The organism is Alloyangia mangrovi, assembly GCF_002300555.2.
Taxonomy (GTDB): Bacteria; Pseudomonadota; Alphaproteobacteria; order Rhodobacterales; family Rhodobacteraceae; genus Salipiger; species Salipiger mangrovi.
The window spans coordinates 68,272-94,388 of sequence record NZ_NTHN02000017.1 but is presented as its reverse complement, the minus strand read 5'-3'; the positions used below and the strand labels follow the sequence as shown (position 1 = coordinate 94,388).

22 protein-coding genes and 3 pseudogenes are annotated in these 26,117 nt (G+C 66.3%); 5 read left to right on the top strand and 20 right to left on the bottom strand.

Features of this window, described 5'->3' with window-relative positions; translation table 11 throughout:
- Positions 1 to 79: 79 nt before the first annotated feature.
- From CLG85_RS11360 to CLG85_RS11315, 11 genes and pseudogenes are all read right to left on the bottom strand, one after another.
- The gene (locus tag CLG85_RS11360) at positions 80 to 1,360 is read right to left on the bottom strand and encodes a TRAP transporter large permease subunit (protein WP_095883334.1); all 1,281 of its coding nucleotides are present in this window, start codon (positions 1,358 to 1,360) and stop codon (positions 80 to 82) included.
- Positions 1,357 to 1,911: a TRAP transporter small permease gene (locus CLG85_RS11355; protein WP_095883333.1), complete on the bottom strand. Its 555-nt coding sequence runs from the start codon at positions 1,909 to 1,911 to the stop codon at positions 1,357 to 1,359. Before CLG85_RS11355 ends, CLG85_RS11360 begins: the two co-directional genes overlap by 4 nt.
- Before the next feature lie 199 nt (positions 1,912 to 2,110).
- Positions 2,111 to 2,812: a FadR/GntR family transcriptional regulator gene (locus CLG85_RS11350; RefSeq protein ID WP_176476660.1), complete on the bottom strand. Its 702-nt coding sequence runs from the start codon at positions 2,810 to 2,812 to the stop codon at positions 2,111 to 2,113.
- 132 nt (positions 2,813 to 2,944) lie between these two features.
- Positions 2,945 to 4,567, bottom strand: a complete 1,623-nt coding sequence (locus CLG85_RS11345) for a hydantoinase B/oxoprolinase family protein (protein WP_260348904.1) — start codon at positions 4,565 to 4,567, stop codon at positions 2,945 to 2,947.
- Positions 4,568 to 4,578: 11 nt separating this feature from the next.
- Positions 4,579 to 5,808: a hydantoinase/oxoprolinase family protein gene (locus CLG85_RS27410; RefSeq protein WP_311734988.1), complete on the bottom strand. Its 1,230-nt coding sequence runs from the start codon at positions 5,806 to 5,808 to the stop codon at positions 4,579 to 4,581.
- Between the two features lie 112 nt (positions 5,809 to 5,920).
- Positions 5,921 to 6,598 (bottom strand): annotated as a pseudogene (locus tag CLG85_RS27405) (hydantoinase/oxoprolinase N-terminal domain-containing protein); the annotation flags it as partial.
- Positions 6,599 to 6,820: 222 nt separating this feature from the next.
- Complete coding sequence (locus CLG85_RS11335; protein ID WP_095880758.1) at positions 6,821 to 7,666, bottom strand: transporter substrate-binding domain-containing protein; 846 nt, start codon at positions 7,664 to 7,666, stop codon at positions 6,821 to 6,823.
- Positions 7,667 to 7,716: 50 nt separating this feature from the next.
- Positions 7,717 to 8,367 carry an amino acid ABC transporter permease gene (locus CLG85_RS11330; RefSeq protein ID WP_095880759.1) on the bottom strand — a complete coding sequence of 217 codons (651 nt, stop codon included), beginning with the start codon at positions 8,365 to 8,367 and terminating at the stop codon, positions 7,717 to 7,719.
- Positions 8,368 to 8,376: 9 nt separating this feature from the next.
- Positions 8,377 to 9,045, bottom strand: a complete 669-nt coding sequence (locus CLG85_RS11325) for an amino acid ABC transporter permease (protein WP_095880760.1) — start codon at positions 9,043 to 9,045, stop codon at positions 8,377 to 8,379.
- Positions 9,046 to 9,058: 13 nt separating this feature from the next.
- Positions 9,059 to 9,809, bottom strand: a pseudogene (locus CLG85_RS11320) (amino acid ABC transporter ATP-binding protein).
- A gap of 3 nt (positions 9,810 to 9,812) precedes the next feature.
- Positions 9,813 to 10,280, bottom strand: a complete 468-nt coding sequence (locus CLG85_RS11315; protein WP_095880762.1) for a RidA family protein — start codon at positions 10,278 to 10,280, stop codon at positions 9,813 to 9,815.
- A gap of 281 nt (positions 10,281 to 10,561) precedes the next feature.
- On the opposite strand from CLG85_RS11315, the gene CLG85_RS11310 reads away from it, so the two are divergent.
- Complete coding sequence (locus CLG85_RS11310; RefSeq protein WP_095880763.1) at positions 10,562 to 11,266, top strand: FadR/GntR family transcriptional regulator; 705 nt, start codon at positions 10,562 to 10,564, stop codon at positions 11,264 to 11,266.
- A 937-nt stretch (positions 11,267 to 12,203) separates the two neighbouring features.
- Here the strand turns inward: CLG85_RS11310 and CLG85_RS11305 are convergent.
- The 7 genes from CLG85_RS11305 to CLG85_RS11275 all read right to left on the bottom strand — a co-directional run bounded on the left by CLG85_RS11305 (position 12,204) and on the right by CLG85_RS11275 (position 19,876).
- Positions 12,204 to 13,256, bottom strand: a complete 1,053-nt coding sequence (locus CLG85_RS11305; RefSeq protein WP_095880764.1) for an ATP-binding cassette domain-containing protein — start codon at positions 13,254 to 13,256, stop codon at positions 12,204 to 12,206.
- An 11-nt stretch (positions 13,257 to 13,267) separates the two neighbouring features.
- On the bottom strand, positions 13,268 to 14,299 hold the full coding sequence (locus CLG85_RS11300) for an ABC transporter permease (RefSeq protein WP_095880765.1): 1,032 nt from the start codon (positions 14,297 to 14,299) through the stop codon (positions 13,268 to 13,270).
- A 92-nt stretch (positions 14,300 to 14,391) separates the two neighbouring features.
- Positions 14,392 to 15,363 (bottom strand): ABC transporter substrate-binding protein, encoded by a 972-nt coding sequence (locus CLG85_RS11295; RefSeq protein WP_260348903.1) that lies wholly within the window; start codon positions 15,361 to 15,363, stop codon positions 14,392 to 14,394.
- A gap of 532 nt (positions 15,364 to 15,895) precedes the next feature.
- Positions 15,896 to 16,045, bottom strand: coding sequence for a hypothetical protein (locus CLG85_RS11290; RefSeq protein WP_176476467.1), 150 nt, complete (start codon positions 16,043 to 16,045; stop codon positions 15,896 to 15,898).
- Between the two features lie 36 nt (positions 16,046 to 16,081).
- Positions 16,082 to 17,236 (bottom strand): alpha-hydroxy acid oxidase, encoded by a 1,155-nt coding sequence (locus CLG85_RS11285; RefSeq protein ID WP_095880767.1) that lies wholly within the window; start codon positions 17,234 to 17,236, stop codon positions 16,082 to 16,084.
- A 638-nt stretch (positions 17,237 to 17,874) separates the two neighbouring features.
- Complete coding sequence (locus tag CLG85_RS11280) at positions 17,875 to 19,341, bottom strand: TonB-dependent receptor domain-containing protein (protein ID WP_260348902.1); 1,467 nt, start codon at positions 19,339 to 19,341, stop codon at positions 17,875 to 17,877.
- Positions 19,232 to 19,876 (bottom strand): TonB-dependent receptor plug domain-containing protein, encoded by a 645-nt coding sequence (locus tag CLG85_RS11275; RefSeq protein ID WP_260348901.1) that lies wholly within the window; start codon positions 19,874 to 19,876, stop codon positions 19,232 to 19,234. The genes CLG85_RS11280 and CLG85_RS11275 overlap by 110 nt, the downstream gene beginning before the upstream one ends.
- Positions 19,877 to 20,333: 457 nt before the next feature.
- Here CLG85_RS11275 and CLG85_RS11270 point away from each other — a divergent pair, with 457 nt between their 5' ends.
- Genes CLG85_RS11270 through CLG85_RS11255 form a run of 4 tightly spaced genes read left to right on the top strand, consistent with a single transcriptional unit; the run spans position 20,334 to position 24,104 of the window.
- A complete protein-coding gene (locus CLG85_RS11270; protein WP_260348900.1) occupies positions 20,334 to 21,389 on the top strand; it encodes a hemin-degrading factor in 1,056 nt (351 codons plus the stop codon).
- Complete coding sequence (locus CLG85_RS11265; protein WP_095884470.1) at positions 21,386 to 22,252, top strand: heme/hemin ABC transporter substrate-binding protein; 867 nt, start codon at positions 21,386 to 21,388, stop codon at positions 22,250 to 22,252. Before CLG85_RS11270 ends, CLG85_RS11265 begins: the two co-directional genes overlap by 4 nt.
- A gap of 1 nt (position 22,253) precedes the next feature.
- Positions 22,254 to 23,321, top strand: a complete 1,068-nt coding sequence (locus tag CLG85_RS11260; RefSeq protein ID WP_260348899.1) for a FecCD family ABC transporter permease — start codon at positions 22,254 to 22,256, stop codon at positions 23,319 to 23,321.
- Positions 23,322 to 23,324: 3 nt separating this feature from the next.
- Positions 23,325 to 24,104, top strand: coding sequence for a heme ABC transporter ATP-binding protein (locus CLG85_RS11255; RefSeq protein ID WP_095882634.1), 780 nt, complete (start codon positions 23,325 to 23,327; stop codon positions 24,102 to 24,104).
- Positions 24,105 to 24,225: 121 nt separating this feature from the next.
- Here CLG85_RS11255 and CLG85_RS11250 read toward each other — a convergent pair.
- A pseudogene (locus tag CLG85_RS11250) lies at positions 24,226 to 24,998 on the bottom strand (transposase).
- A 118-nt stretch (positions 24,999 to 25,116) separates the two neighbouring features.
- Positions 25,117 to 26,034 carry a LysR family transcriptional regulator gene (locus CLG85_RS11245; RefSeq protein ID WP_095882635.1) on the bottom strand — a complete coding sequence of 306 codons (918 nt, stop codon included), beginning with the start codon at positions 26,032 to 26,034 and terminating at the stop codon, positions 25,117 to 25,119.
- Positions 26,035 to 26,117: the final 83 nt, after the last annotated feature.

Below are 26,117 nucleotides of genomic sequence, written 5' to 3'. Positions count from 1 at the left end.
GAGCTTCTGGAGCTTCTGGAGCTTCTGGAGCTTCTGGAGCTTCTGGAGCTTCTGGAGCTTCTGGGGCTCCTGTGGAATGTCAGTGCAGCAACCACTGCAACGGTTGGGTCACCAGCGCGGGGAAGAGGATCAGCAGGAAGAGCACGGCCACCTGCGCGAGGAAGAACGGCAGCGTGCCGCGCACCAGCGCCTCGTAGTCGAGGCGGCCAACGGCACAGACCACGTTGAGCACCGTGCCGACCGGCGGCGTGATCAAGCCGATCGAGCAGTTGATCATGAAGAGCACGCCGAAGTAGATCGGATCGATCCCCGCTTCGATCACCACCGGCACCAGGATCGGGCCGAGCAGAAGGATGGTCGGGGTCAGGTCCATCGCCGTTCCGACCATCAGGATCAGCAGCATCAGCACTAGGATCAGCAGCGTCTGGTTGTCCATGAGAGGCGCGATCAGGTCGACCAGCTGGCCGGGAATGTCGGCGACCGAGATCATCCAGGCAGGGATCGCGGCGGCGGCGACCAGGAACATCACGCCCGCCGCGGTCTTGCCGGCGCCAAGCATCAGCTCCGGCAGATCGCGCCAGCTCAGCTCGCGGTAGACCACCAACGCCACGAAGAGCGCGTAGACGGCGGCGACGGCGGCGGCCTCGGTCGGGGTCACCACGCCGAAGCGCAGCCCGACGATGATGATGACCGGCAGCATCAGTGCCCAGAGGCTCTGGCCGAAGGCGCGCAACCGGTCGCGCGCGCCGACCTTGGGGGCGGTCGCGACGTCATCGCGGCGCGAAACGAAGAACCAGGCGACGCAGAGCGCAAGCCCGATCAGCAGCCCCGGTGCGATGCCGGCCATGAAGAGCTTGCTGATCGACAGGTTCGTTGCCACGCCGAAAACGATGAAGCCGATGCTCGGGGGGATGATCGGGCCGATGATCGCCGAGGCCGCGATCAGCCCGCCGGAGCGTTCGCGGGCATGGCCCGCCGCCACCATCATCGGCAGCAGCAGTGCTGAGAGCGAGGCCGCATCCGCCAGCGCCGAGCCCGAGAGGCTGGAGAGCAAGACCCCGGCGAAGATGGCCACGTAGCCGAGGCCGCCGCGGCGGTGCCCGACGAGCGCCCGCGCCAGGTCGACGATGCGGCGCGACAGGCCGCCGGCGTTCATCACCTCGCCGGCAAGGATGAAGAGCGGGATCGCCACCATGGGGAAGCTGTCGACCGCGTTGAGCAGGTTCTGCGCGATGATCTGCCCGTCGAAGAGGCCCATCTGCCACATCAGCGCCGCGCCGGTCACGATCAGCGCATAGGCGATGGGGGCGCCGATGCCGATCACCGCGAGCAGGGTTCCGAGGAAGAGTCCGATGGTCATTTCCGGCCCTCCTGCGCGAGGGTGCCGACGTGGCGCTTTGCGTCACTCTCCTCTTCCGAGGCGCCGGGCAGCAGCGCGCTTTGCGTCAGGCGTCCGGTCAGCAGCAGGAAGATCTGGTGCAGCAGGAAAAGACCGCTCATCGCCGCGAAGAACACGCCGGCAGCATAGAGCAGCGCCACCGGCAGACGGGTGCCCGGCGAGATCACCTTCAGGTTGATGAACATCTGGTGCCAGCTGCCAAGCAGCATCTGGTAGGTGACGTAGAGCATCACCGCGTGCGCCAGCAGAAACAGCCCGCGCTGCGCCGCGACCGGAACCCGCCGCACCAGGGCATCGACCCCGATGTGCCCGCCGTCATAGAGGACGAGCAGCGCGCCCGCGAAGGTCATCCAGACGAAGAGCAGGCCGGAGAGGCCCTCGGTCAGGAAGATGCCGCTGTTGAAGACGTAGCGCAGCACCACGTTGAGAAAGACCATGGCCAGGATGCCGCCAAGGCACAGGACCACCGCCCCGCGCAGACCGCGCAGGTAGACTTCCCTTAGGTAAGACATAAAGCCCCCTGGTTGAATGTGAGCGCAGTCGGTGCCGGCTCAGCGTTCTCGTTGCAGAGAGGCATCTGGCTCGGGATGGCCGGGCCCGGGATTTGAGGTCCCTAGCCCGAGGTCAATCCGGAGCACGCACGCAGAATCGACGCGGCGGCCTCTCTGCGGTCTTGAGTATGATGTTGTATGATGACTGTCAACTGATGACTTATGATTCAACCAGCCTTTTCCGGTACCGCTCGAGCGAGGTCGACAGGTGCATCCGCATCGCCTCCTGTGCCGCGACGGCGTCTCCAGCCGCGATGGCATCGAGGATGCGGCGATGCTCGTCGACCATCTGGCGCAGGTAGTCGCGGGTGATCTCGGGCTGCGAGGCGTGCAGAAGCTGGCTGCGCGGGATGATCACCGGCCCGATGAAATCCATGAACTTGGCCATCCAGCCGTTGCCGCTCGCCCGTGCGATCGCCAGGTGAAAGGCGTAGTCCAATTCACGCGGCTGCTCGGCGAAAGCGTCCAGATCGCAGGCCTTGTCGAAGACATCGCGGATCGCGCGCAGGTCGTCCTCGGTGGCCCGCCGGGCGGCAAGCCCGGCCGCCTCGACCTCGACCCCAAGCCGGAGTTCGAGCAACTCGAGCACTTCCGAAAGCTCGCCAGCCGCCTCCTTGGTGATCGAGAGCGCCGGGTTGGCCCGCTCTTCCACGAAGACGCCGACGCCATGCCGCGATGTCACCAGCCCTTCGGAGCGCAGGGTCGCGATGGCCTCGCGCACTACGGTGCGGCTGACGTTGAACATCTCGCACAGCTGCGCCTCGATGGGGATCTTGTCGCCCACGGCGTAGTCGCCACGCTCGATGCGCTCGGCTAGGTCCTTGGCGACGACGGAGGCCAGGCTGTCACGGCGTTTTCTCATGGAGTTCCCCTGTATTGCGCAGTCATCAGACAACTGATGAGGCGCCATGTACAGGGCAGAACGGCGGGCGGCAACCGCCGCTCCGGAGCGGGCGCGACCGCCCCCGCTCCAGCATGGTCCCCGAAGGCGGGGTCAGTAGCCGTAGTGGCGGTCTTCCTCGCGCGCCTCCGCGCTGCGGTCTTCCACCGGCCCGTAGCCGCCGCCGCCCGGCAGTTCCAGCACCAAGCGCCGCTCCGGCGGCACGAACTGCCGGCCCTTGGCGGCAAGCTCGGTGCCGTCGTCCAGCCGCACTGCGCCCGGCGCCCCATCCTCCCCGCCTTCGCGGCCGCGCGGTGCATGCGCCACGCGGTCGAACATCGCGTTGAAGTGGAATTCATGCCCGGCGCTGGCCGAGATCTCGACCACCTGTCCCAGCCCGCCGCGTTGGCGCCCGCGCCCGCCCGATCCGTCGCGCAACTCCTTGCGCCAGAAGATCACCGGCCCGACATGCTCGGTCGCCTCGATGGACATGGAGTGCACGCCGCTCGGAAAGGCCGTGGTGCTCGGCCCGTCAAGCCCCGGCCGCGCGCCCATGCCGCCGCTGTTGAACAGCAGCACCTCGGCGCTGCGTGTGTCCGGGGCAGCGGCAGCCGCGCCGCCGCGGGGACGCACCGAGACGTGCAGGTTCCACAGCGCCCCCGCCCCTTCCGCGGGGATCTGTCCGGGCAGCATCCGGTGCACGGCACCCAGCACCGCGTCCGGGACGAGATGCCCCAGCACGTGCCGGACCGAGACCGGCGCGGGGCGTTGCGCGTTGAGGATGCAATCCTTCGGTGCAGTCACCCGGAAGGGCTCGAGCGAGGCGTGGTTGTTGGGGATCTCGGGCGCGATGGCGCATTTCACCGCATAGCAGGCATAGGCGGCCGAATAGATCATCGGGCAGTTGATGCCCTTGGGGCTGGGTGCCGAGGTGCCGGCGAAATCGATCCCGATGTGATCCTGCGCGACGTCCAGCGCTACCGCGATGTCGATCGGCGCGCCGTAGCCGTCCACCCGCATGACATTCTCGTAGCGCCCCTGCGGCAGGGCGGCGATCGCCGCGAGCGTCGCATCGCGCGAACGGGCAAAGACGAAATCGGCAAGCCCCTCGAGATCGGACAGGCGGAACTCGTCCATCATGTCCATCAGCCGCCGGTGGCCGATCTCGTTGCACGCGGCCAGCGAGTAGACATCGCCGACGACCTGCCCGCTTTCGCGCACGTTGTTGTGCAGGATGTTCACCAGGTCGCGGTTCACGGTGCCGCGGTCGGCGAACTTCATGATGGGCACGAAGATGCCTTCTTCGTAGACCTCGTTCGCATCGGGGCCGAAGCCGCGCCCGCCCACGTCGACCACATGCGCGGTACAGGCGAAGAAGCCGGTCAGCACGCCGTCGCGGAAGCTTGGCGAGACGACGGTGAAATCATGCAGGTGGCCGGTGCCCTTCCAAGGGTCGTTGGTGATGTAGACGTCGCCCTCGAAGATGTTCTCGCGGCCGATGTCGGTGATGAAATGCCCGACGGCCTCGGACATGGCATTGACGTGGCCCGGCGTGCCGGTGACCGCCTGCGCGATCATCAGGCCCTCGCGGTTGAACACGCCGGCGGAGAGATCGCCGGATTCGCGCACCGAGGTCGAGAAGGCGGTACGGATCAGCGTGACCGCCTGCTCCTCGACCACCGAGATCAGCCGGTTCCACATAATCTGCATGTGGACGTCGGAGAGAGAGTTGCCCATCGGGTCCTCCTTCAGGATTTTGCTTGCAGCAGCAGGCAGCCGTCTGCCTGCTGGATGGCGATGCGGCTTGCGGTGACGACGGTTGTGGTCTCACGCTCGGTGATCACCGCCGGGCCGGCGACAAAGTCGCCGGGCCTCAGCGCGGCGCGCTCGACAACGGCGGCGGTCTCGAAGCGGCCCGATTGGGCGTCGAACATGCGGCGGCTGCCGGTGCTGACCGCGGCCCGCTCCGGCCGCTGGCGCGGGCTGGTCGCCGGCGGCGGCACCTCGGAGGCGGCGCGCAGCGACCAGCTGACGATCTCGACCCCGAGCCCGTCGATGACCCGGCCGAAGAGCCGGGCGTAAGCCTCGTCGAAGAGCGCTCGCAGCGCGTCGCCGTCGCCTGTCCGGTAGTCGCGGATCTCGATCTCGACCGGCACCTCCCAGCCCTGGCCGACATAGCGCATGAAGGCGGTGCACTCGATCCGCAGCGGCCCCTCGCCCGCGCTCTGTCGGACGAAGGCGGTGGCCTCCTCGCGCAGCTCGGTCAGGATGCCGTTGACCTGCGCGGCGTCGAAAGCGTCGAGCCGGGTATAGGCGGAGCGCACCGACTCGAAACCGAAGGGTGCGCGCAGGAAGCCGATGGCAGAGCCGACCCCCGCGCCGGGCGGGATCAGCAGTGCGCCGATCCCCAGCTTCTCGCACAGCCGCGCGGCGTGCAGCGGCGCTGCGCCGCCGAAGGCGATCATCATGTGCTCCGCCAGGTCCTTGCCGCTTTCGACGGCGTGCATCCGGGCGGCGTTGCTCATGTTCTCGTCCACCATCTCGGCAAGTCCGTAAGCCGCCGAGGTCTCGTCGAGCGCCAGCGGCTCCGCCAGATGAGTGGCCACGGCTGCGGTCGCCGCGGCGCTGTCGAGCGTCATGGTACCGCCCGCGAAGCCCTGCGGGTCGAGCCGCCCGAGCAGCAGATCGGCGTCGGTCACCGTCGGCCGCGCGCCGCCGCGTCCGTAACAGGCCGGGCCCGGCTCGGAGCCGGCGCTCTGCGGCCCCACGCGCAGCTGGCGCAGCCCGTCCACCGAGGCGATCGAACCGCCCCCGGCGCCGATCTCGACCATCTCGATCACCGGGATCGAGATCGGCATGCCCGAGCCCTTCTTGAAGCGCCAGGTGCGAGCCACCTCGAATTCGCGCGCGGTCTTCGGCACGTAACGGTCGATCAGACAGATCTTGGCGGTGGTGCCGCCCATGTCGTAGCTGACCACCTGCTCGGCACCGTGGCTCTGCGCGATCGAGGCAGCGAAGATCGCCCCCCCCGGCCGGGCCGGATTCCAGCAGCCGGACCGGGAACTCGATCGCGCTCTCGACGCTGATGATACCCCCGCCCGAGTGGATCATGAACACCGGGCAGTCGGTGCCCTCCTCCTTGAGCCGCGTCACCAGCCGGTTGAGGTAGCTTGCCATCAGCGGCTTGACGAAGGCATTGGCGCAGACGGTGTTGAAGCGCTGGAACTCGCGCATCTGCGGCGAGACCTCCGAAGAGATCGACACCGCGAGATCCGGTGCCAGCCGCGCGAGGCAGTCGCGCACCTGACGCTCGTGCTGCGGGTTCACGTAGGAATGGATGAGCCCGACCGCCACACTCTCGTAACCCGCCTCGACGATCTCGGCGCAGAGGAGCTCGAGGTCTGCCGGATCAAGCGGCTTGAGGATGCCGCCATCCGCGCCGATCCGCTCGTCGAGCACGAAACGGTCCTTGCGCGGCACCAGCGGCGGCGGCAGCACGATATCGAGATCATATTGCTCGAAGCGACTTTCGGTGCGCATCTCGATCACGTCGCGGAACCCGCGCGTGGTAATCAGTGCCGTCTTGGCGCCCCGGCGCTCGATCAGCGCATTGGTCGCCAGAGTGGTGCCGTGGATGATGAGGTCGATCTCGGACAGCGCGACGCCGGCTTCAGCCGCCACGAGGGAAATCCCCTTCACGATGGCGGCTTCGGGATAGCTGTAATCCGTCAGGACCTTGGTGGAATGGAGCGTCGAGCCGGCCTCCATCGCGACATCGGTGAAGGTGCCGCCAATGTCGACGCCGACCCGGATTTTCTTGCCATTGCGTATCATCTGTCTGCCTGTGGTGGTGCGGCGGATCGGGCGCGCGGCATGCGCTGTCCCTCGTGCCGCCCGGCGCGGGCGGCACATGCCGGGGTTGCAAAAGGGTGAGGCGAGGAAGGGGACCCCGCGCGCCGGGGAGGAAGCGATCGCGCGCGGGGCGCCGGGTCAGTTCCCGGCGCTGCCGGTGAAGTCGACGCCCGGCATCTCGGTGGGCAGATCGGCCCGGTCGAGGCCGATCCACTTCTTGTAGAGCGCGTCGAGCGAGCCATCCTCGCCGTGGCGGGTGACGAAATCGTTCAGCCAGTCGAGCATCTCCTGGTCGCCCTTGCGCACCGCCATCGCCTGGATGTTGTCAGCGACCTTGTACTTGCGCTCGAAGGCCTCGCCCTGGCCCGCGCTGGCGATCACCAGCCCGTAGGTGATCGAGCCGACTATGGCATCGACCTGGCCCGACAGCAGCGCCTGCACGGTCGTCGCATCATCGTCGAAGCCCTTGATCTCGGTGCTCTCGGGCGCTGCCGCCCGCAGGATCGGCTCGAAGGCGCTGCCGCGGTTGACGCCGATCGCGAAGCCACCCAGATCGTCATTGCCCGCGATCTCGGCATCCGCGCGCGCCCAAACGGTGATGTCGTTCGAGCTGTAGGGCAGCACGTATTGGATGACCTTGGCGCGCTCTTCCGTCACCGTCATCGACGGCACGAGGAAATCGACCATGCCAGTGGTCAGCGACGGGATGCGGTTCTGGCCGGTGATGCGCACGAATTTGGGCTCGACCCCCAGCTCCTCGGCGATCATCCGGGCGATCTCGATGTCGAAGCCGTCATTTTCGCCCTGCGCATCGATGAAGCCCCAGGGGAACTGGTCCATCTGCACGCCGATCACGGCAGTGCCCTTCTGCTCGATCTCTTCCGGGGTGACGGCACCCGAAGCTTGCGCCTGCATCATCGTGAAGCTGGCCCCGGCCGCCAGTGCCAGACCGGCGCGGCGCATGAAGGAAGTGAACGTCGTCATTTCAGTACCTCATTCCTGTTGGTTGGTTTTCTTGGGGATGGCCCCGGCGCTCAGCCCCGCCGGAGAAGACGCCGCTCCAGCCGCGCGCTCCAGAGCGTGAGCGGCAGGCAGATGGCGAAGTAGACGAGCCCCACGGCGCTGTAGACGCGCAGCGGCTCGAAGGTGATGTTGGACATAAGCTGCCCTGCGCGGGTCGCCTCGGTCAGCCCGAGCAGCGCTGCCAGCGCGGTGCCCTTCACGAGGTTGACGAGGAAGCCGACCGTTGCAGGCAGGCTGATCCGCAGCGCCTGCGGCAGAACCACGTCGATCATCACCGATCGGTACCCCAGCCCCAGCGCCCGCGCCGCCTCGACCTGGCCGGCGGGAACCGCCTGGATGCCGCCACGCCAGATCTCGCCAAGATAACCGCTGGCGTGCAGCGCCAACCCGATGGTCACCGCCAACCAGACATTGAGCTGCAATCCCAGCAGCGGCAGGCCGAAGAACACGAAGAACAGCTGGATCAGCAGCGGCGTGCCCTGGAAGATCTGGATGTAGACGGTCGCGCCCCAGCGTAGCTCGCGGCTGCGCGCGGTCCTTGCGAGGGCAACGGCCAGCCCCAGCGCGCCGCCGCAGACGAAGGCAAGGGCCGACAGGAGGATCGTCCAGCGTGCGCCTTCGAGCACGAAGAGCAGTTCGGGAAAGCCAAACTCACGGATCATGATCTGTCCTCACTTGCTGGGGTAGCTGAAATAGGCGCGGCCGATCGCGGCCAGCACGAGCGACAGACATTGCGACAGCGCCAGATAGAGCAGGCCGACCACCGCGAAGATCTCGAAGCTGCGGAAGGTGCGGTTGTCGATCATCTGCGCCGCATAGGTCAGTTCTTCGGCCGAAATCGCCGCGACCAGGCTCGAGTTCAGCATCAGCAGCACGAACTGGCTGCAGAGCGAGGGATAGATCGCGCGGATCGCGGGGCGGAACACGATGAAGCGGTAGATGTCGGCGGTGCCCAGACCCAGCGCCCTGCCCGCCTCGACCTGGCCTTTCGGCACGGCCTGGACGCCACCCCGGACGATCTCGGCCGCGTAGGCCGAGCAGTTGAGCGACATCGCCAGCACCGCGGCCTGGGTCGCGTCGAAGCGCAATCCGAGGGCCGGCAAGCCGAAGAAGATGAAGAAGATCTGCACGAGAAAGGGCGTGTTGCGGACAAGCTCGATGTAGCTCACCGCAAGCCAGCGCAGCGGCCGCGAGGGGCTCATCCGCAACGCCGTGAGTGCAATCCCCAATACCAGCCCCGCGACCATTGCGATGCAGGAGATGCGCAACGTCTGGACAATGCCGGCGGCAAGCTCGGGCCAGTAGGTCAGCAACGGCGAGAAATCGAACTGATAGCTCATGGCGATGCCCCTCTCAGTGGTTGAGGATCTGGCCGAGGAAGGTCCGGGCGCGTTCGTGCCGGGGGGGCGCTGAAGAATTCCTCCGGCGGCGCGCTCTCGAGAATCTCGCCCCGGTCCATGAAGATCACCCGATGCGCCACGGCGCGGGCAAAGCCCATCTCGTGCGTGACGCAGATCATCGTGATCCCCGCGTCGGCAAGCTCGACCATGGTGTCGAGCACCTCCTTGACCATCTCCGGATCAAGTGCCGAGGTCGGCTCGTCGAACAGCAGGATGTCGGGGTTCATGCACAGGGCGCGGGCGATCGCCACGCGCTGTTGCTGGCCGCCTGAAAGCTGTGCGGGGTATTTCTGGGCATGGTCGGCAAGGTGCACCCGCTCGAGATGACCCATGGCGCGCGCGCGGGCCTCGTCCTTGCCGATGCGGTGGATGCGGCGGGGCGCCAGCATGCAATTCTCGAGCGCGGTCATGTGCGGGAAGAGGTTGAACTGCTGGAAGACCATGCCGACGTGGCGGCGGATGTCCTCGGCATTGCGGCCATCGCCGCGCAGCTCGACTCCATCAACAAGGATGCGCCCCTCCTGCACTTCCTCGAGCCGGTTGATGCAGCGGATCAGCGTCGATTTCCCCGATCCGGAGGGGCCGCACAGCACGATATGCTCGCCCCGGTTCACCGTCAGGTCAACGTCCTGCAATACCTTGAGCTTTCCGAACCACTTGCTGACATGCTCAAGACGAATGGCGGGGGCTGCAGACTGCTCCATGGCTCAGTCCGCCACCTGGAAGATCGCGTCGAGCTCGACGGAAAATCCGCGCGGCAGGCTGCCCGCGCCGAGCGCCGTCCGGGCGTGCTGTCCGCGCTCACCGAGCACCTCGACGATCAGGTCCGAGGCGCCGTCGACCACCGCGGGATGATCGGCGAAGTCCGGCACGGCCCGCACGAAACCGCGCAGTTGCAGACAGGCCTCGACCCGGTCGAGATCGCCATCCACCGCCGTCGCGAGCTGGGCCAGGAGATTGAGCGCGGCGGCGCGGGCGGCGGCCTGCCCCTCCGCGACGGTCATGTCCTCGCCGAGACGCCCCTGGAACGCGTCTTTTCCGTCGACGCGGGGCACCTGCCCGGACAGGATGACAAGCCCACCGCTGCGTCGGAACGGGACATAGCTGCCACTCGGTCCCTTGAGGCTTGGCAGCGCGAGGCCGAGTTCGCTGAGGCGGCGGGCGGTTCGAGACATGGCATTTCTCCCGGTTGCGGCGCCGAGATGAGATCTCGTCGCTCGTTATATCGTTTTTCTGGAATCACTCGTACGAGTCATCACATCTCATATCAAGAGATTCGATGAGATATGACCTCAAGAGGCGCGGAGTCCGCTGAACTCGACGATATTCGCCCAATATTTGTGCAAACTCCTGTCGCGATGGACGCAGTTCAGCGTCAAGTGAGGTTGTAGTGCAGATCTCTTTGGCCTATAGAGATACTATCTCTTATCGCCCCCCTTCGGAACAGGACAGCTGCGTGCAGACCAGAACCGCCCAGACGATCGCCGCGCTGCAAGCGCATCTTGCCGACAACCATCTTGTCGAGGGCACCAAGCTCGGAACCCTCAAGGAGATTGGCGAGACGCTCCAGGTCAGCCGCACCGTGGTCCGAGAAGCGGTCGCGATCCTGCAGGCCCAGGGCAAGCTTGAGATGCGTCACGGCGTTGGCATCTTCGTTGCCGGAGACCAGCCAAGGCCCGAGGCGGCCGGAACCGCGGTGATGCGCAGCTTCGCCGGGTACGACGGCGCCTTCATGGACTTCCTGGAGCTTCGCATGGCCTTCGAGGTGCATGCCGCCGGGCTTGCCGCATTGCGCCGCAGCTGGGCGCAGGAAGAAGCGATCTGGAGTTGCTGCCACGCGTTCGAGACCGGGCTCGACGAGGACGACACGCTCGATCAGCTGGATTTCGACTTCCATTCCGCGATCGCGCGGGCGACGAACAATTCGGCCTTCATCGAGTTCTTCGAACTGATGAGCGCCAAGCTCCTGCCAAAGCCGGCGCTGCAGCGCCGGGCCTACCCAAGCCTCGTGACGTCCGACTATCTTCAGCAGTCCGTGGCAGAGCACCGGCAGATCTGCGAGGCGATCAGCAACGCCGATCCCGAAGCGGCGCGCGGCGCGATGGCCGCCCACCTCTCGCGCAGCCACGAGCGCTACCGCGCCCATGGCAACGCCTCCTGAACACTGCGCGAGGCGGGAACCGAGCCTGCGCCGTTGAAAGGGCCGCCAGTCAATTCCAAAATCTCGAAGGATTTCGGCTGGCGGGAGCAGCCCATCATGCGTGGAAGGCTAGAGGAACCGGAAGACTGTGTCACGAAGCCGCGCCGGGTCGGGATGTTGCATGGCCAGAGTCTGGCGATGCCGGTCCAATTCGGCAGATCGGGTTATCGCGGCACCGTATTCGCCCGCCAAGGGCGGCTTTTCCGGTTGCAGATGCGAGGGTGACGTGGCTGCATAGGCGCGATGCGAACATTAGTCGAGCGTCAGCTGCGCGAAACCTGTGCGCCCGATTGGCTTGTCCCCTTGCGCGCACCCCGGCAAGGGGACGGTCTCGAAGGCTTTGCGGCAGCAAGACCGCCTCGAAGACACGGACGCGAGGAACCAAAAGCCAGTGACCAGCCTGCCAAATTTGAAGACAGCTCGGATAAGGCCAAAGTATATATAATGGATGTAGCGCAATCATTCCGGACGTTCTGACGCGGGCCCCTGGCGCAAATCAATCTCTAGTGCATTTCCGGAAAACAGCTGAGGGTGGATCTCCAGGCCGACCTGATCGGCATCGACGCGTTGCGGATCGTTGCCTCCTGCCCGAAGTTGGGCGCTGTGCGGCGGTTCCGGGCAGGGAATTGCAGCAGCCCGTCGGGAAGCTGGCACCGCTGCGCGGCGCGCTGAACATCCGGTTCGACGCGATCTCACAGCGAGGGTCGGCTGCATTCGGGCATTCAGTCGCGGGACAGCTGCGCTCCAACCTCTGCGGAATAAGGGCGAGTGCGTCGTTGGAGGTGGCAGGCCGCTCTCTGTTCCGCGGCCACGCGCCATGGTGCGCGGGCACTGCGCGGATCGGGCGCGCAGTGCCTGGCGGCCCGATCTGCTTGTTTGACCGTCATCGCAGCCCGGATCAGGCGGCGGGGGCCTCTGTCCTTTTTACGCCCTCGGTCGCCACGAGCGCGGCGAGCACGTCGCGCATCGACAGCACCCCGACCTGCCGGTCGCGGTTCATCACACGGAAGGTCAGGTCGGCGTTGCCGCCGCCCTGGGTGATGACCTCTTCCAGCGTCGCGTTGGCCGACACCTCACTGTCGACCGGGACGGGATCGGTGGTCTTGGTCATCACGGTCCCCGCCCGCAGCACCCGCGCGCGATTGATGTCGGCGATGAAGTCCACGATGTAGGGATCGCCCGGATGCATCAAGATGTGCTGCGGCTCGCCCTGCTGCACCACCTCGCCGTCCTTCAGGATGACAAGGTGATCGGCCAGCTTCAGCGCCTCGTCGAGATCATGGGTGATGAAGACGATGGTCTTGCGCAGCTCGCGCTGCAGTTCCAGTAGCAGGTCCTGCATGTCGGTGCGGATCAGCGGGTCGAGCGCCGAGAACGCCTCGTCCATCAGCATGATGTCCGAATTCGAGGTCAGCGCCCGTGCGATGCCAACGCGCTGCTGCATCCCGCCCGAGAGCTGGTGCGGATACTGCGCACCTTGCCCCTGCAGCCCGACCCGGTCGAGCCATTTGGCCGCCTCGGTCTCGTAGTCGTTCTTCTTCGCGCCTTCCACGATCATCGGCGTGGCGACGTTTTCCAGCACGCTGCGATGCGGCAGCAGGGCGAACTTCTGGAACACCATGGACATGTTGCTGCGCCGCAGCCGTCGCAGGCGGGCATCGCCGTAATGGAGGATGTTCTCGCCGTTCACCACCACCTCGCCGGCGGTGGGCTCGATCAGCCGGTTCAGGTGACGGATCAGCGTCGACTTGCCGGAGCCCGAAAGGCCCATGATCACTGTGATCTCCCCTTCCTGCATGTCGACGTTGATGTCGCGCAGGCCAAGCACGTGGCGGTGCGCCTCGAGCAGCTCGGCTTTGTGCATCCCGGCCTTGGCATGGGCCAGCGCTTCCTGCGGGGCCTCTCCGAAGATCTTGAAAAGGTTGCGGATGGAAATCTTGGCGTCGGTCATCTCCGGTCTCCTCATCCCTTCTGCACGGCGTTGACGCGCGCCAGCGCGGCCTTGGTGGAGCGGTCGAGCACCACCGCCAGCAGCACGATGCCGAAGCCGGCGACCAGCCCGACACCCAGTTCGAGGTTGCGGATGCCGCGCAGCACCAGCACGCCGAGGCCGGGGGCTGAGACCATCGAGGCGATCACCACCATGGCGAGGCTCATCATGATCGTCTGGTTCACGCCGGCCATGATGTTGGGCAGCGCCAGCGGGATCTGCACGCCATAAAGTTTCTGCCGCCGGGTCATGCCGAAGGCGTCGGCGGCCTCGATGACCTCGGGGTCGACCATGCGGATCCCGAGATTGGTCAGCCGCACGACCGGCACGATGGCGTAAAGGATGACCGCGATACCGTAGAGCTTGGGCTCGGTCACCGAGAACAGGAAGATCAGCGGGATCAGGTAGACGAAGGGCGGCAGGGTCTGCAGCATGTCGAGCACCGGGATCATGATCCGCTCAAGCCGGTCCGAGCGCGACATGGCAATGCCGACGGGCACCCCGAAGAGCACCGCGATCAGCGCGCAGACCGTAATGATCGCCAGCGTCTGCATCGCATAGTCATAGTAGTTGATGAAGGCTAGCCCGCCGAAGGCCGCCAGGATCAGCCCGGTCAGCCGCGCCGAGCGGCTGATCACCGCCACGATCAGCGCCAGCACCGGGATCATGACGAACCAGGGGGTGGTCTGGAAAAGCCAGAGCGCGGCTTCCAGCGCCCAGGACAGCGGCTGCGTCAGCGGATCGAGCACCACGGAAAGCGAATCCTTGATGTCGAGAAATCCGCGCTCGAGCCCGCGGGTCAGGTCGCGGGCTTGCGGAAAGCTGGCGCAGGCGTCGTTCAGGGCGTCCATCGAGGGGAAGGGCGTCTGCCAAACCGAGGTGTCGGGGGCGTTGCCGGCCTGGCTCATCAGGTCTGCCATCGACATGGGCGCGCTACTGCCGCCCTCGCCGTCACACCAGTCGCGCAGGCCCGTACTGTCGAAGAGCCAGTCGTAGGTAGGCATTTATCGTCCTTTCTGTCGGGGAAGGAACGGCCGCCCCCGCGGATGGGGGACGGCCGCCGATGTCGCGGCGGGGCGTGCCCCGCCAGTCCGCATCACTGCTGCAGGAGCTGCGACAGGTTCTGCGTCGCGCGCTCGTCTAGCCAGCCTGACCAGATGTCCTTGTGGTTGGTGAGGAAATAGACCGCGCCTTCCTCGCCCGAGGCGGCGTTCTCATCCATCCAGCTGAGCGTGGCGTTCATGACGTCGTTGGGGAAGGTCATCTGCGACAGGAAGGCGACCAACTCGGGGTGCTCGTCCTCGAAGTCGGTGGTGACGGCGGTGGCCACCGGGGCCGGCGGGAAGGAGGTGCGGCCGACGTCGGTCGCGTCCTGGTCCTGCGAAGCCTCGTGCGCCGCGGCGTCATAGGGGCCCATGTCGACCTGTACCATGTCGTAGCGGCCGATCACCGCCGTCGGGGCCCAGTAATAGCCGAACCAAGGCTCCTCGTTCTCGAAGGCCGAGGCGATGGAGGTCGCCAGGGTCTCGCCCGAGCCATGGTTGAAGATCTCGATGCCGGCCTCTTCGATACCAAAGGCGGGCAGCAGGTTGTCGTTGAACACGCGGCAGCCCCAGCCCTCGGGGCAGTTGTGGAAGCGGTTGCCGACCCATTCGGGATGCGCGAGCACGCCGTCGATGGTCTTCAGCTCGGGGTGCTCCTCGGCTAGATAGGCGGGGATCCACCAGGCATCGACACCGCCCGGATCAAGCACCGGGCCAAGCTCGACGATGCGGCCTTCGTCCTTCAGGCGCTCGTAGACCTGGCCGGTGGCGTTGGTCCAGAGCTCGGTAACGATGTCGGGTGTGCCGTTCTCGGCGACCGAGGTGATCGCGGGCACGGTGTCGGACGGCACGATGGTGACGTCGCAGCCATAGCCCTGCTGCATGATGAAGCTGGCAACATTGGTCACCACGGAGGCCGAGGCCCAGTTCATCTGCGTGATGGACACCTCACCGCAGGTGTCGTCCTGGGCGAAGGCAGGAGCGGCGAGCAGCGACAGGGCCGCGCCAGCGAGCAGCTTGTTCATGGAAGTCTCCTTTTGGGGAAGCAAGACCAATCGCCGGGAGCGCGCGTCGCGCGAAAATAATTCGCATAGCGAAGCGTGTTCATGTCTGGTCGGATCGGTCATCGCGGGGACACTTAGCAGGAATCCGCCGAAAGAAAACCGCAATCCCGCAATTTTGACTAATCAATAGGGGAAATGACAGGATTTCGATCTAGAGAATGATTTGCATATCGAAGCAATCCGTAGCGATGCCGGGGATGCCGGGGCCAGGCCCCGCCGGAGCCGCGCATCGCGCCTGCGTAATAACAAAGTGCCCGCAGCCGGTCCGCGGGTGCTTCATGTGAGTAGAGCGGACTGCCGGGCCGAACTCGCTAAGTGCACGTTCTGCCGACGCCACACCGCGTAGAATGGGCCATACTTCTCTTCGTTATCGCCCAGCACAGAGTGAACCCAATGATCGGCTCGCCAGCCTCCACCTGATCGACGACGGTGTCCTCGTAGACGGTCAACTCCAGAACCTCGGCCGCGACTTCCTCGGCCAGATGCGCTGGGATCACGATGACCCAGTCGCATCGCCGACGATGAAGTAGCTGGCCGACACCGGGGCATGGGTATCGTTGAGCGCGTGGTCTCGCCGCGCGCGGAAATCATTGCGCGGCTGCACGAGGTCCTTGCCAATCTCTCCGAAGAGCACGGAGTCCATCGCAACACCTGAGCCGGCTACGTGCTGCGGCGGCCCTCAGCAAGGCAACTGCGCTGCCTCGAGCACGGCACCCGACACTTCGCCCGGCGACATCAGCCCCAGCAGGCCGATGTCGCGGTGCAACTCGCGCTTGAGGATGCCGATTGCCTTGGTCACGCCCGCCTCGCCAGCGGCAACAGCCGCATAGAGCATCGGACGCCCGACCCAGACGAAATCCGCCCCCAGCGCCAGCGCCTTGACCACGTCGGTCCCGCGCCGGATACCGCCGTCGACCATCAATGCCATGCTGCCAGCTTCCTCACGCGACACCGTAAGAGCGCGCACCCCGCTGATCGCGTAGTCCAGCTGCCGCCCGCCGTGGTTCGACAGGATGACGCCGTCGCAGCCCAGCTTGCGCGCCTCGGCGACATCGAGCGGCGAGAGCAATCCCTTGATCACCAGCCTCCCCTTCCAGAGATCGCGGATCAGCGCGACATGCTCCCAGTTCAGGTGGTCCTTGCGCCCGAAGTCGCGCGCCGCCCTTTGCGAGATGATCGGCGCGCCCCGCTCGGCGAAGGAATTCTCGAAATGCGGCATGCCGTGGGTCATCAGGCCAAGCAGGAAGGTGCCGAACACCCAGCGGGGATGCAGACCAAAATCCCAGAGCAGGCGCGGCGTGACCCGCAAAGGCGTCGAAAAGCCCGAGCGGATGTTGTTCTCGCGGTTGGCCAGAACGGCGGTATCGGCGGTGAGCACGAGCGTCTCATGGCCCGCCTTGCGCACCCTCTCGATCAGCGCGCGGATACGGTCATCCTCGCCCGGCAGATAGGCCTGGAACCAGCCATCGGGATTGGCCTCGCGCACACGCTCGAGCGGGGTCAGCGACGAGCCACTGAGAACATAGGGAATGCCTTCGGCCTGCGCGGCCCGGGCCATGGCCACGTCTCCATCTCGCGCCATGAGGGCGACAATCCCCATGGGCGCGATGCCGAAAGGCGCCTGCCAGTCGTGGCCGAAAAGGGGATGCATCAGGCTGCGACCCTCGACGCCACGGAGCACGCGGGGCACCAGCCGGTATTCCGAAAACACTGCGTGATTGTCGGCGCGGGCGGCGGTCGTCTCGGTGCCACCGGAGATATAGCCAAAAAGCGGTCGCGGCAGGCGCCGCCGCGCCGGCGTTTCAAAATCGTTGAGGCTCAGCAGCTTGGTCATCGGGTTTCTCCATCGCAGCGGAACCTAGGCGGGTTCGGAAAGCGTGAAAACTGCAAATCGAGGTCGGCTTCCTTTCGTGCCACGCGGCACTTGGCTGGCTTCAGCACGTAGCACCGTCGTGCACCCAAGGCCTTTTGCGTGCGAAACCGGCCCTGCATCGTCTGATAAGGTCGAATGATGTATATACGTCTTACGTCACTGCTGTGCGCGAAGCGGCGATCCGACGTTTCTTCGATCCTCGCACTCTTACAAAACCCGGGCTGGCCACCTCTGCTTTTTCATCGCCATGACGCCCTATTTTTGCGGCGTGATGATCGCGAAAGTTTTCAGGCACCACCGCGGCAAACCGTCATGCCTCGACTGGGCGAACGGCGCCTTCTGGCTGCTGCCCGGAGACGTGCAAGGGTTCATCCCGATCGCTGAGGATTTGGACCGCACCCGCCCTTGAGACCGCGGGGCGTTTCTTCCATGCCAGCCGAGTGTGTCCTGACCGCGCGCCGAGACGTGCTTCCCGCTCCCGGCGACAGACTCTTGTTCGCTCCCAGAGATCGGGCGCGAGGTCACTTCGTGGTCATCCTTTCCCTTGGTCGCGACGTCCCTACCGCGACCAAGGGGATCGCCATACCAGAAGAACTGGCTCAGAAGGTCATCTGGAGCCCGAGGTAGTAGGTGCGACCGGGTCCATTGGCGGTGGCGGCGTAGGGCAGGTATTCCTCGTCGCCGAGGTTCGCGATCTTGCCGGTGATCAGCAAGTTGTCGGTTGCCTCGTAGCTCGCGAAGACATCCCAGAGCCCATAGGCATCGCTTTCCGCCTCGCTGTCGATCGAGACGCCCGCGGCGGTGTAGCTGTAGGTCGCCCCCACGGTCAGATCGCCACCGAGGAAATGCCGCGCCAGCGTGGTCGAGAAGGTCTCGGGCGGTTGCAGCTCGTAGCCCTCGTAGCCCGAAGGCGGGGTCGAGTCCGAGTTGGTGTAGGACAGCGCCGCCGACCACAGTTCGGACTCGTAGGCCGCCTCGAGTTCGAAGCCCTGTGTGACCGTGGTGCCGTCGATGTTGTCATAGTAGGCCAGCGTCGTCGGGCCGACGGAGGTGTAGGTGTCCTCCATTACGTAGGCGACGTAATCCTCGACGTTCATCTTGAAGTAGGCAAGCCGCGCGGTCAGCCGGTCGCCCGAGCTGATCAGGTTGCTGCGCGCGATGTTGACGCCGATCTCGCCGCCTTCGGTGGTCTCGGTCTGCAGGTCGGGGTTCGGCCCGAGGTAGAGATTGAAGAAGCCGTAGCCGTGGAAGCTTTCCTGCAGCGTCTCCTGCAGCGAGGGCGCACGGGTGCTGCGCGAGTAGGACATATAAGGCTGCAGCCAGTCGTTGACCTGATAGGCCAGCGTCAGCTTGGGATCGAGGGAGTTTTCGTCGATGTCGACGTCGCCGGACTCCAGCTCGTTGTCGAGCCTGCCGTGCAGGCTGTAGTCGCTGTAGCGCAACGCCGCGGTGATCTCCCACGGGCCGTTCGAAAAGATGTTCTCGGTGAAGATCCCCAGCGTCTTCGCCTCGCCGAAGGTCGGGTTCGCGCCGCCCTCTGCCCCGCCCAGTTCATCCTCGAAATACTCGAAGCCGTTGGTCGAGGTCAGCATCCAGCTTCCCAGCGCCAGCTCGGAGACGTTGGTGACGTCGAGCCCGGTGGTGATGGTCCGCATCTGCCGCCCGACATAGGAGCCGGTGCCGTCGATTGAGCCGGTATATTCGTTGTCGGTGATCGCCCGGTAGACATTCGCCGTCAGGTTGACCGCCGGGCTGTAGTTCAGGCTGTAACCCAGCTTGTAGAGGTCGGTGGTCATCTCCTGCTCGTAGGAGTTCGAGGCATAGTCCGCGTTCATCCGCGTCGCCAGGAACTCGAGGCTTTGCGTCTCGGTCAGCGCATAGCGACCGCGCAGCAGGTAGCTGTCGCGGTCCTTGTCGGTGTTCGCCACCTCTTTGCCCGCGCCGTCCTCGAAGGCGTCAGCCGTGGTGCGCGCATAGGCGCCGACGATCGAGCCACGCTCGCCGACATAGGCCGCCGCGCCCATGCGCCCGAAGTCGTCGCCATTGTCGCCGTAGCTGAGCTTCACCCGCCCCCCCGGCACCCAGCCCGTCGACGATGTCCTCGGCCTCGAGCAGCCGAAAGTTCGCGGCGCCAGCCGAGCCGCTTCCGCCCGCGGTCACCACCGCGCCTCGGGTGATGTCGATGCCCTGCAGGAACAGCGGCTCGAAATTCGCGTAGCCCTCGGAGGCGTGCCCGTTGAAGCGGAAGGTCTGCGGCACGCCCTCGACGGTCATCGCAACCCGGCCCTGTCCCTGCAGGCCGCGGATCGACACGGCGACGCCCGGCTGCCCCGGGTTGAGCCGGGTCGAGACGCCCGGGGTCTGGCGCAGCACGTCATCGACCGTCGCGGTGCCACCCTGCGCGGTCACCGAGCTGCCTTCGAGATGCGAGCTGTTCTCGCCCGCGTAGACCGGCGTGCCGTCGGCCGAATAGCCGACGACGATGCGCCCGAGGAAAGTCGCCTCGGCGTCGGTCGCCTCCTGCGCCGCGGCGGTTGTCCCGGTCGCCGCCAGCGCCAGCGTGATCGCCGTTGCGCCGCGGAGGAATGCTGCAAGTCTCATCGTCTGTCGTCCTTGTCCCTTCGCCGGCGAAGCCACGCCCGCAGACGCAGGCAGGGCCCGGTCGCGGCGGCGCGCCGGCGCACTCGTTATCGAACGGTGCGGGCCCTTGCCGACCGTCCTTGGGTTCATGATCTGGGATGTTCGCTTGCGCAGGCGTCCGGGGTTCCGGGACACGCTCAGCTGGCGCTCGGCAAGGGCTAAGCCCGGGACTGGGTGAAAGTCAAGTGTTTTAGTATGGAATTATCTACCAAGGGGTTCCGCCCCGAAAGATTGCGAAAACTTGCATCCTTACAAGGCACTGGGCCGAGGCATCCGGCTGGGAGCAGACGAAACTCTTGCACCGCCCCCACTACCTGAGTAGATGAGTCGGATATAGAAAACCTTTTACCGCTCCAGCCGATGCATCCGCCGGGTGCAAGCCAGACATCGCGTCCCCCTACATGGCCAGGAGTGACTTATGGCTCAAACCCCGCCGCTTTCCGCGCAGGACATCCGCGCCGCGCGTCTCGAGAAATCCACCCTGCGCGAGCGCGATCTCGCGGAGCAGCTTGGCATCAGCGAAGCGGAGTTGATGGCCGCCCACGTGGGTCACGGCGTCACCCGCACCACCGCTAATCCCGACCGGCTGATGGCCGCCGCCGAGAAGCTGGGCGAGGTTCTCGCCCTGACCCGCACCCCCTCCTGCGTGCACGAGAAGCTCGGGCGCTACGCCAATTACCATTCCGGCGAGCACGCCTCAATGGTGCTCAACGAAGAGATCGACCTGCGGATCTTCCCGCGCCACTGGGTGCACGGCTTCGCGCTCGACCAGCAGACCGAAAAGGGTCTTCGCCGCGCGCTGCTGGTGTTCGATGCCGCCGGGGATGCGGTGCACAAGATCCACCTTCGCGACGGCTCGGACCACGAGGCCTGGGCCGGTGTCGTCGCCGATCTCGCGCTCGAGATGCAGGACGACACGCTGCGGACCGAGCCGCGCGAGGCCCCCGAGCCCGCGCGCGCCCGCGCCGACCGCGCCGGGGAATTGCGCGAGAACTGGGACAAGCTGACCGACACCCACCAGTTCCTGACAATGGTCAGCCGGCTCAAGATGAACCGCCTCGGCGCCTATCGCGTCGCCGGCGCGCCCTACGTTCGCCCGGTCGCGCCGCAGAGCCTCGAGGCGCTCTTCACCGAGCTCTCGGCGAAACAGGTGCCGGTGATGGTCTTCGTCGGCAACAATGGCTGCATCCAGATCCATTCGGGCCCGGTCACCAACATCAGGATGATGGGCCCCTGGCTCAACGTGCTCGACCCCGGCTTCGACATGCACCTGCGCAACGACCACGTCGCCGAGGTCTGGGAGGTGCACAAGCCGACCCGGCGCGGCATGGCGGTCTCGGTCGAGGCCTTCGACTCCGAGGGCCGGATCATCCTGCAGATCTTCGGTGTGCGCAAACCTCAGGACCGCGCCGCCGAGTTCGAGGCGATCGCCAGCGCCCTGCCCGAGGCCGCGCCCGCCGAGGTGCTGTCGTGAGGCTCGCCACCTGTCGCCGCCTGACGCTGGCGGCGCTTCTCGTCCTGCCGCTCCTGCCCGCGCCCTCGCGCGCCGAAGAGCCGCAGCGCATCGTCTCGATCGGCGGCTCGGTGACCGAGATCGTCTATGCCCTTGGCGAAGAAGACCGGCTCGTCGCCCGCGACACGACGTCGACCTACCCGACCGAGGTCGCCGCCCTGCCCGACATCGGCTACATCCGGCAGCTTTCGCCCGAAGGTGTGCTGTCGGTAAACCCCACGCTGGTCCTGACCGAGGAAGGTGCCGGGCCGCCCGAGGCGGTGGAGCTGCTGAAGGAGGCCAGCATCGAGTTCGTCGAGATCCCCGAGGGCTACGACCGGGCCGCCGTGCTCACCAAGATCCGCCGTGTCTCCGAGGTGTTGGGCGTGCCCGAGAAGGGCGAGCAGCTCGCCTCGGACGTGGCGGCCGCCCTCGACGACGCGGGCAGGATCGTGGGGGAGGAGACCTCGGGCACGCCGCCGCGCCGGGTGCTCTTCGTGCTGTCGATGCAGGGCGGGCGCGTCATGGCGGGTGGTGCGAACACCGCCGCCGACGGAATCATCCGCCTCTCCGGCGGCGTCAATGCCGTCGCCGGGTTCGACGGGTACAAGCCGCTGTCGGACGAGGCCATCATCGAGGCCGCGCCCGACGTGATCCTGATGATGGCGCGGGGCGGTGATCTGGCGGTCAGCGACGAGGCGCTCTTCTCGCATCCGGCGATCGCCTCGACCCCGGCGGGCGAGACCCGCGCGGTGCTGCGCATGGACGGGATGAAGCTGCTCGGCTTCGGGCCGCGCACCGCCGAAGCGGCAACAGAGCTTGCCCACGCGCTCGCGGGTGGCTGAGATGGTGGCGATCCATCCGGAGGGCCACCTCGTCGGCGACCGGCGCGGGCTAGCCCGCCGCACGAGCTGGGTTCTCGCCGCGCTGCTGCTGGTCGCGGCCTATGCCAGCCTTGCGGTCGGGGCCTCGGGCGTCTCGCTGCCCGCCGCGCTGGCGGACCTGCTGGCGGGCAGCGAGATCGACGCACGCACCCGCATCATCCTGTTGGACATCCGCCTGCCGCGGCTGCTCACCGGCATGATGGTCGGCGCCTCGCTCGCGGTGGCGGGCGCGGTGCTGCAGGGGCTTTTCCGCAACCCGCTGGCCGATCCCGGGCTGGTCGGGGTCAGCGCCGGGGCCGGGCTGGGCGCGATCTCGGCCATCGTGCTCGGCGGGCTGCTGCCGGCGGGGCTGGCCGGGCTGTTCGGCCCGGCGCTGGTGCCGGTGCTGGCCTTCGCGGGAAGCTGGCTGTCGGTCAGCCTGCTCTACGTGATCGCGACCCGCGGCGGGCACACCTCGGTGGCGACGATGCTGCTTGGCGGCATCGCCCTGGCGGCGATGACGGCGGCCTTCTCTGGGCTGCTCATCTACATGGCCGACGACCAGCAACTGCGGGATCTCACCTTCTGGAGCCTCGGATCCCTCGCGGGTGCATCTTGGAGCAAGACCCTCGCCGCCGCGCCGCTGATGCTGGCCGCGCTGCTCGCGGCCCCGGCGCTTTCGCGCGGGCTCAACGCGCTGGCGCTCGGCGAGGCGGCGGCGCATCACCTCGGCATCCCCGTGCAGCGCCTGAAGACCGGCGCGATCGTCGTCGTCGCGGCGGCGGTCGGCGCGGCCACGGCGATTTCGGGCGGCATCGGCTTCGTCGGCATCGTGGTGCCGCACCTGCTGCGCCTCGCCACCGGGCCGGACCACCGCGCACTGCTGGTCAACTCGGGCCTGCTGGGGGCGAGCCTGTTGCTGCTCGCCGATGTGGTCAGCCGCAGCATTGTCGCGCCGAGCGAGCTGCCCATCGGCATCGTCACCGCGGTGATCGGAGGCCCCTTCTTCCTATGGATCCTGCTGCGCCGGCGCGGCAGCCTGGAGATCTGAGCCATGCTCGACGCAACTGATGTCACCGTGACCCTCGGCCGTCGCCGGGTCCTCGACGGCGTGAACTTCCAAGCCGCTCCCGGAGAATTGACGGCGATCGTCGGGCCGAACGGCTCGGGCAAGACGACGCTGCTGCGCGCCGTTACCGGCGATCTCGGCTACCGGGGGCGCATCACCCTGGCCGGCGAGGAGCTCTCGGGCATTCCTGCCTGGCGTCTGGCGCCCCGCCGCGCGGTACTGGCGCAGTTCACCCCGCTGGCGTTTCCGTTCACCGTGGCCGAGGTCGTCCGGCTCGGGCAGATCCGCAAAGGTCCCGGCAGCGCAGCCGATCTCACGCCGCGCGCGCTGGCGCGGGTCGGTCTGTGCGGTTACGCAAGCCGTCCTTATCAAGAGCTGTCCGGCGGCGAGCAGCAGCGCGTTCAGCTGGCCCGTGTCCTCTGTCAGGTGTGGGAACCGGTCGAAGGCAGCGAGGCCCGTTGGCTGTTCCTCGACGAACCGGTCTCGAGCCTCGATATCGCACATCAGCTGCAGGTCATGCAGATCGCCCGGGACTTTGCCGACGTCGGCGGCGGGGTGGTGGCGATCATGCATGATCTGAACCTCACCGCGATGTTCGCCGACAGCGTCGCACTCCTTGCCGAGGGGCGCCTGCTCGAACAGGCCAGCCCAGAGGTGCTGCTGCGCGATGACCTGCTGTCGCGCGCCTATGGGTGCAGCCTCCGCGTGAGCACTCCGCCGCCCAGCGGTCCCTATGTGCTGCCGCATGCAGCACGGCTCGGCTGAGCCTGACTGACCGGCGCTAAGGGCGCCCTACCCCGAAACTAATAGCCGCCAAGCCCGGTCGAACCATTGGCGCGGTTGGATAAATCAGCTGTCGCGCGCGATCCCCCTTTCCCGGGCACACTTATCCTGCGGCCACGGCCATAGGGATGCCGAGTGCCGTGAAGCGGTTGAGGACCGCCGCGCGGATCTGGACTTCTGCCAACGGGCGGTCAAAGTCCCGTGACATCAGCCGCTGGCCGAGCAGCTTCCCGAAGTTCATTTTCGTTTCGACCCTGCTGCGGCGGTGATACCCGCTCCAGTTCCGCCAGAGCGCCCGGCCCAGGTGCTTCGAAGCTTGCCGGAACTCGTTGTGTATACGAGTTCCTACCGTGTCTGGCTTCCAAGGCCGAGCGTTTCGGCGGAATTGAATGAGCGCTGCTGCTCCGCGGTCCGCGATGGCATCATTCCAGGCGCGTATGTCGTAGGCACCGTTCGCCGTAATGATGGCGATGTCCTCGTTCACCGGGATTTGGGCGAGCAGGTGAAACGCGTCCTTGGGGCCGCGATACGGGATGGTCACGTCCAAGGTCGTCGGCCGCAGGAATAGGATGCTGAAATCCGGTACGGCCCAGTCGACTCCGGACTGCTCCAGAAGGCTCACCACGGAAACAGTAGTTTGCCGGAGTGGCATGACGAGCAGAACCTTGATGGTCAGACATGCCTGGATCGCGTTCTTCGGGGAATCGAGTTCCCCTTACCGCTGTATGCCTGTTGGCGGCCGCGACGACCGGAGGGTGTCGCTTTCCATTCCATCGAGAGATCGAGCCAGACGGTCAGTGATCCGCGCCGCCTCAGCGCCTGTTCGTAGGTATCCCGGTTGGTGGTATGGTATTTGGTCTGTGCCGGTCTGGTCATGACCGCCAGCTATCCTACTAGATTCGCGCAGTGAAGCCGTAGCCGCATTTGCGCGAAAAAAACCGTGGTGTAGCGTTGGTCGACCAGTGCGCGCAGATTGCCGCCCATCATCTACGTCTCACGTGTCTCGGCCCCTCTCCACTTCTCCAAGTGCAATGTTGTTCAGAAGGTCTCGCAGCCAGATGTGGCGTGCGTCGCTCCGGTTATGTGGGTGCCAAGCGACCTGCGTCGGGAAGGTGCCCAGGTTCAGTGGGACCGGCATGTCTCGGAGACCATAAGGTTCGGCGATCATCGCCGCTATGCGCGCAGGGACCGTGGCGATGCCTCCGACGCGGGCGACTGTCGGGGCTGCCGTCAGGAAGTGCGAGACGATCACCGCGGTGTTGCGGCGCAGGCCCGTGTCGGCGGTTAGTTTATGCAATCCGGTGCGCCATCTTCCGGGCGGCGCCACCACCACATGCGGAAGCCGCTCATAAAGGTCGCGATCCAGGGTCGCGCCGTCTGCCAAAGCCTCGGGGGCTACAATGCAGCGGAATCCGTCACTGAAAAGTTCCGAGACGACCAGGTCCTCCGGTGGAGGGGAGAACCGTCCGATGGCGAGATCGAAGCTTTGCCCGGCAAGGGAGCGCGGATCCAGGTCCGGGCCGATCGGGGCGATTTCGAGCTCGGCCTCTGGGGCGTGACGCGCGAAGGCGGCGGCCAGAAGCGGGGCGAGCACGACCTCCGCGTAAGGACCCAGCAACAGCCGGAAGCGCCGCGTGCTTTGAGCGGGGTCGAAAGGCTCGGCGGCACGGAACGCCCGTTCGAGCCGGTCCAGCCCGGCCGCGACGTCCGGCGCGATCTGCAACGCTTTCTCGGTCGGCTCGACGCCATATCTGGCACGCAGGAAAAGCTCATCCCCCAAGGCGACGCGCAGCCGCGCAAGCGCCGCGCTGACAGTGCTTTGCGACTGGCCGAGGCGTCGCGCCGCAGCCGTGACATTGCGTTCTTCCATCACGGCGTGGAAGACGCGAAGAAGAGATATGTCTGGGGGCATGTGTCCAGCTTACCGATATCTGACATGCTGCGCATCAATTTCTCGATTTGCAAATTCGTCCCATATCAGTGCGGAGACGTTCC

What these genes read in the sequence shown, in the direction of transcription:
- CLG85_RS11360 (WP_095883334.1), bottom strand. Translation starts at nt 1,360, where the DNA reads ATGACCATCGGACTCTTCCTCGGAACCCTGCTCGCGGTGATCGGCATC.
- CLG85_RS11355 (WP_095883333.1), bottom strand. Translation starts at nt 1,911, where the DNA reads ATGTCTTACCTAAGGGAAGTCTACCTGCGCGGTCTGCGCGGGGCGGTG.
- CLG85_RS11350 (WP_176476660.1), bottom strand. Translation starts at nt 2,812, where the DNA reads ATGAGAAAACGCCGTGACAGCCTGGCCTCCGTCGTCGCCAAGGACCTA.
- CLG85_RS11345 (WP_260348904.1), bottom strand. Translation starts at nt 4,567, where the DNA reads ATGGGCAACTCTCTCTCCGACGTCCACATGCAGATTATGTGGAACCGG.
- CLG85_RS11335 (WP_095880758.1), bottom strand. Translation starts at nt 7,666, where the DNA reads ATGACGACGTTCACTTCCTTCATGCGCCGCGCCGGTCTGGCACTGGCG.
- CLG85_RS11330 (WP_095880759.1), bottom strand. Translation starts at nt 8,367, where the DNA reads ATGATCCGTGAGTTTGGCTTTCCCGAACTGCTCTTCGTGCTCGAAGGC.
- CLG85_RS11325 (WP_095880760.1), bottom strand. Translation starts at nt 9,045, where the DNA reads ATGAGCTATCAGTTCGATTTCTCGCCGTTGCTGACCTACTGGCCCGAG.
- CLG85_RS11315 (WP_095880762.1), bottom strand. Translation starts at nt 10,280, where the DNA reads ATGTCTCGAACCGCCCGCCGCCTCAGCGAACTCGGCCTCGCGCTGCCA.
- CLG85_RS11305 (WP_095880764.1), bottom strand. Translation starts at nt 13,256, where the DNA reads ATGACCGACGCCAAGATTTCCATCCGCAACCTTTTCAAGATCTTCGGA.
- CLG85_RS11300 (WP_095880765.1), bottom strand. Translation starts at nt 14,299, where the DNA reads ATGCCTACCTACGACTGGCTCTTCGACAGTACGGGCCTGCGCGACTGG.
- CLG85_RS11295 (WP_260348903.1), bottom strand. Translation starts at nt 15,363, where the DNA reads ATGAACAAGCTGCTCGCTGGCGCGGCCCTGTCGCTGCTCGCCGCTCCT.
- CLG85_RS11290 (WP_176476467.1), bottom strand. Translation starts at nt 16,045, where the DNA reads ATGGACTCCGTGCTCTTCGGAGAGATTGGCAAGGACCTCGTGCAGCCG.
- CLG85_RS11285 (WP_095880767.1), bottom strand. Translation starts at nt 17,236, where the DNA reads ATGACCAAGCTGCTGAGCCTCAACGATTTTGAAACGCCGGCGCGGCGG.
- CLG85_RS11275 (WP_260348901.1), bottom strand. Translation starts at nt 19,876, where the DNA reads ATGAGACTTGCAGCATTCCTCCGCGGCGCAACGGCGATCACGCTGGCG.
- CLG85_RS11270 (WP_260348900.1), top strand. Translation starts at nt 20,334, where the DNA reads ATGGCTCAAACCCCGCCGCTTTCCGCGCAGGACATCCGCGCCGCGCGT.
- CLG85_RS11260 (WP_260348899.1), top strand. Translation starts at nt 22,254, where the DNA reads ATGGTGGCGATCCATCCGGAGGGCCACCTCGTCGGCGACCGGCGCGGG.
- CLG85_RS11255 (WP_095882634.1), top strand. Translation starts at nt 23,325, where the DNA reads ATGCTCGACGCAACTGATGTCACCGTGACCCTCGGCCGTCGCCGGGTC.
- CLG85_RS11245 (WP_095882635.1), bottom strand. Translation starts at nt 26,034, where the DNA reads ATGCCCCCAGACATATCTCTTCTTCGCGTCTTCCACGCCGTGATGGAA.